The sequence below is a fragment of the Arthrobacter sp. JCM 19049 genome (assembly GCF_001310435.1).
The window spans coordinates 1-3,615 of the sequence record NZ_BAXF01000212.1 but is presented as its reverse complement, the minus strand read 5'-3'; the positions used below and the strand labels follow the sequence as shown (position 1 = coordinate 3,615).

The window sequence follows — 3,615 nt, the reverse complement described above, 5'->3', positions numbered from 1 at the left end:
CGCGACGATGGCGCGGGCCACCGGGTGCTCACTGTCGGCTTCCGCCGCGGCGGCCACGGAAAGCAGCTCGCCCTCGGAAACCGGGGAAACCGCCGCGGTGCTGGTCACCGCGTGGGCGCCCTCGGTCAGGGTGCCGGTCTTGTCAAAGAGCACCACGTCAATGTTGCGCATGCGCTCCAGTGCGATGCGGTTCTTCACCAGCACCCCGGAGCGCGCGGCGCGTTCGGTGGAGATGGCAATCACCAGCGGGATGGCCAGGCCCAGCGCGTGCGGGCAGGCAATGACCAGCACCGTCACGGTGCGCACCACCGCGTCATCGGGTTGGCCGATGAGCATCCAGATGATGAAGGTCAGGATGCCGGCACCCAGGGCAAACCAGAACAGCCAGGCGGCCGCCCGGTCGGCCAGCGCCTGGGCGCGGGAGGAGGACTGCTGGGCCTCGGAGACCAGGCGCTGGATTCCGGCCAGCGCGGTGTCCTCGCCGGTGGCCTGCACCTCAACGCGCACCGAGTTGTCCGTGGCCACCGTTCCGGCCACCACGTTCTGCCCGGCGTCGCGGTAGACGGTCTTGGACTCGCCGGTGATCATCGATTCGTCGAACTCCGCGCCGCCATCCACAATCCGTCCGTCGGCCGGAACGCGGGCGCCGGAGCGGACCAGGACGGTATCGCCGGCCTGCAACTGGTCCAGGGTCACGGTTTCGGTGCCGTTCTCCGTCACCTTCTCCGCCTCATCGGGCAACAGTTCGGCCAGCGCGTCCAACGCGCCGGAGGCCGCGCCCAGGGCGCGCATCTCCATCCAGTGTCCCAAGAGCATGATGACCACCAGCAGCGCCAGCTCCCACCAGAAGTCCAGCATCAGCCCCCCAATGTCCAGGCTCGTGGCCCAGGAGGCGATCAGGGCCACGGTGATGGCCATGGCAATCAGCAGCATCATTCCCGGCTGGCGGGACTTCAGTTCAGAAACACCTCCGGAGAGGAAGGGCCAGCCGCCGTAGAAGTAGATGACGGTGCCCAGGATCGGGGCAATCCACTGGACCCGGGGAATTGGGGAATCTGGTAGCCGAGCAGGTCGGCGAACATCGGGCTGAAGTAGACCACGGGAATGGACAGCACCAGGCTGATCCAGAACATCTTGCGGAATACGGCGGCGTGATCGCCGTGGCCACCATGTCCACCATGTCCGCCGTGGCTGGCATGTGCCGAATGGTCTTCGTGCCCGGCGTGATCCTGGTGATCCGCCGGATGCTGGTGCTCCAAGTGCTCCGCGTGCTGGGCGGAATGCCCTGCTTCGGCATGCAGGGCATGTTCCTGGCGCCCTTGGCGGTGTTCTGCGTGCGCTGAAGATTGCGGTTGTCTTGAGTGGCCGTGGCGGCTTGGTGCTCTTCGTTCTCGGAGGTACTCATGATGCCCCTTTCGCGTTCGCTGTGGAAACCATGGGTTGTGGTTGCTCGTCCTGGTTAGAGCTGCCGGTGGCGGCTTGAGTGCTCTTCATTTCCTTTACCACAGTCGAGACTATACCCCTAGGGGTATTAAATCCAGTGAGGGTGAGCGAATCTTCAGGAACAGACAAGGCCCCTGTCAGCTCCCGCGCCGGCGTGAAGATGGAACTTCCCTGCTTAGGGGGCTCACAGTCCGTGTGGCTAGAATCTGCAGATATGAACATCCCACCCGTCCTGCGGCAGCCGCCGGCGCCGTCGGTGCCCGGCACCCTGCCCGGCATGTTGCGTGGGATTCTGCTGGCCGCGGCCGTCGTGGTGGGTTTGCTGCTGATGCATGGACTGAACCTGCACGGCACCGCACCTGCATGAGGCCCATCCTTCACCGCCGCCGGGCAGCTGGCACAGACGCCGACGGCCACCGACGACCAGCATCTGCTGGCCGATACCTCTGCCGTGGGATGCGCCGAATGCCAGAAAAGCGGTGATCAGCAGGTGGTGAGCGCCGCCTGTGTCGCCGCGCTGCTGCTGCTTTTCCTCACCCTCGGCGTGCTGCCAGCCTTCTGGGCCCGCCGCATCGGGTTCTGCCGGGCAGGACCCGGGTACCGCCTCCGGGCACGGCGCTTCCGGCCAAGCCCATCGCTGCAGGCGTTGTGTATTAGCCGCACCTGATCGGCAGGCTCCCGCGCGCCTTCCTGCGCTTCCGGCGGGAGTCGAAAACCCATGCCCCGGCACACGGACTTTCGATCCGTTCGTGCCCTCAGCGATGCGAAATCACGGAGAAAACCCACATGAAGAAGCCAATTGCCGTTCTTGCTGCCCTGAGCCTGGGCCTTGCCCCAGTGCTGGTCGGGTGCGCCACCCAGGATCAGGACCCGGGGGCCACCCCGGAGCAGACCGCCACCTCGGCCCCGACAGCAAGCGTTAACGACGCGGACAAGTCCTTTGCCGCGATGATGAGCGTTCACCACGAGCAGGCCATCGAAATGAGCGACATCGTCCTGGCCAAGCAGGGCATCGACACGCAGGTGACCAACCTGGCCGAGCAGATCAAGGAAGCCCAGGGCCCGGAAATCGAGAAACTGCAGTCCTGGCAGCAGGAGTGGGGCGTGGAAGAGTCCCACAACATGCACGACATGGGCCACGGGGACGGATGATGAGCGAGGAAGACCTGCAGGCCCTGCAGGAAGCCGAAGGGGTGGACGCCTCCAAGCTGTTCCTTGAGCAGATGATTGCCCACCACGAGGGGGCCGTGACCATGGCCGAGGACCAGATTCGCGACGGGTCCTACCAACCGGCCATCGATATGGCCGAACAGGTCGTCAACGATCAGCAGGCCGAAATTCAGCAGATGAAGGACATGCTGGCCGGCCTGTAACCGACCCCCAAAACCACTCCACTCCACGCGCGGTGGGCCCCTGGCCCACCGCGCACCCCAGCACGAGGAACCACCATGGCAAAGGACAACACCCAAGCACAACCGCCACCGCACCGCCGCCGGACACACAGCCCGTGTCCTTGGAGTGCTCGCCGTGGGGGCGCTGGCCCTGACCGGGTGCAGCAGCACCCCGGAACCGGCCCCCACCACCAGCGTGCAGGCCGCCGACTCCACGCAGCAGTTCCTGACGACCCAGGGACTCGACGGATTGAACACCACCCAGATCATCGACCGGCTGGATGCCCTGCCGGTGAGCGAACGCAGCCAAAGCCTGATCGCCTCGGTGCGGCCCGCGGGACTGGTTCTCATGGATGACCAGCAGGAAGTCACCCTGCCGATGCCGGAGGACAAGTTCTACCTGTCCTTCGCCCCCTACCAGCAGCAGACCCACGACTGCCACTTCCACAGCCTGACCACCTGCCTGGGGAGATGCAGAACTCAGACGTGAAGGTCACCGTCACCGACAACAAGACCGGGCAGAAGCTCGTGGACGAATCCATGCAAACCTTCGACAACGGATTTGTGGGGCTCTGGCTGCCACGCGGCATGGAGGGGACTCTGACGGTCGAGGCACAGGGCAAGAGCGGAACGACCAACATTTCCACGGTCTCCGATGAGGACGCGACCTGCCTGACCACCTTGCAGCTGACCTAGCCCCTCGGACCCGGGCAGTCGCACGCTGACCGGGAGCGAAAGGAAATTGGGGACTCACGCCGGCGGGCCCGTGCCGGAACCGGCA

Annotated in this window: 3 protein-coding genes and 3 pseudogenes; 5 read left to right on the top strand and 1 reads right to left on the bottom strand. The window is 65.4% G+C overall.

Annotated elements, in window-relative coordinates:
• Nucleotides 1-1,133, bottom strand: a pseudogene (locus JCM19049_RS09660) (HAD-IC family P-type ATPase); the annotation flags it as partial.
• Between the two features lie 18 nt (nt 1,134-1,151).
• On the opposite strand from JCM19049_RS09660, the gene JCM19049_RS09655 reads away from it, so the two are divergent.
• From JCM19049_RS09655 to JCM19049_RS23410, 5 genes and pseudogenes are all read left to right on the top strand, one after another.
• The gene (locus JCM19049_RS09655) at nt 1,152-1,343 is read left to right on the top strand and encodes a hypothetical protein (protein ID WP_054821478.1); all 192 of its coding nucleotides are present in this window, start codon (nt 1,152-1,154) and stop codon (nt 1,341-1,343) included.
• 314 nt (nt 1,344-1,657) lie between these two features.
• Nucleotides 1,658-1,810 carry a hypothetical protein gene (locus JCM19049_RS19950; protein ID WP_279402884.1) on the top strand — a complete coding sequence of 51 codons (153 nt, stop codon included), beginning with the start codon at nt 1,658-1,660 and terminating at the stop codon, nt 1,808-1,810.
• Between the two features lie 126 nt (nt 1,811-1,936).
• A complete protein-coding gene (locus tag JCM19049_RS09650) occupies nt 1,937-2,110 on the top strand; it encodes a hypothetical protein (protein ID WP_279402883.1) in 174 nt (57 codons plus the stop codon).
• Between the two features lie 119 nt (nt 2,111-2,229).
• Nucleotides 2,230-2,816, top strand: a pseudogene (locus JCM19049_RS23415) (DUF305 domain-containing protein).
• 145 nt (nt 2,817-2,961) lie between these two features.
• Nucleotides 2,962-3,530, top strand: a pseudogene (locus JCM19049_RS23410) (CueP family metal-binding protein).
• Nucleotides 3,531-3,615: the final 85 nt, after the last annotated feature.

Excerpts from the sequence above, each read along its gene's own strand:
- JCM19049_RS19950 (WP_279402884.1), top strand. The coding sequence starts at position 1,658 with ATGAACATCCCACCCGTCCTGCGGCAGCCGCCGGCGCCGTCGGTGCCC.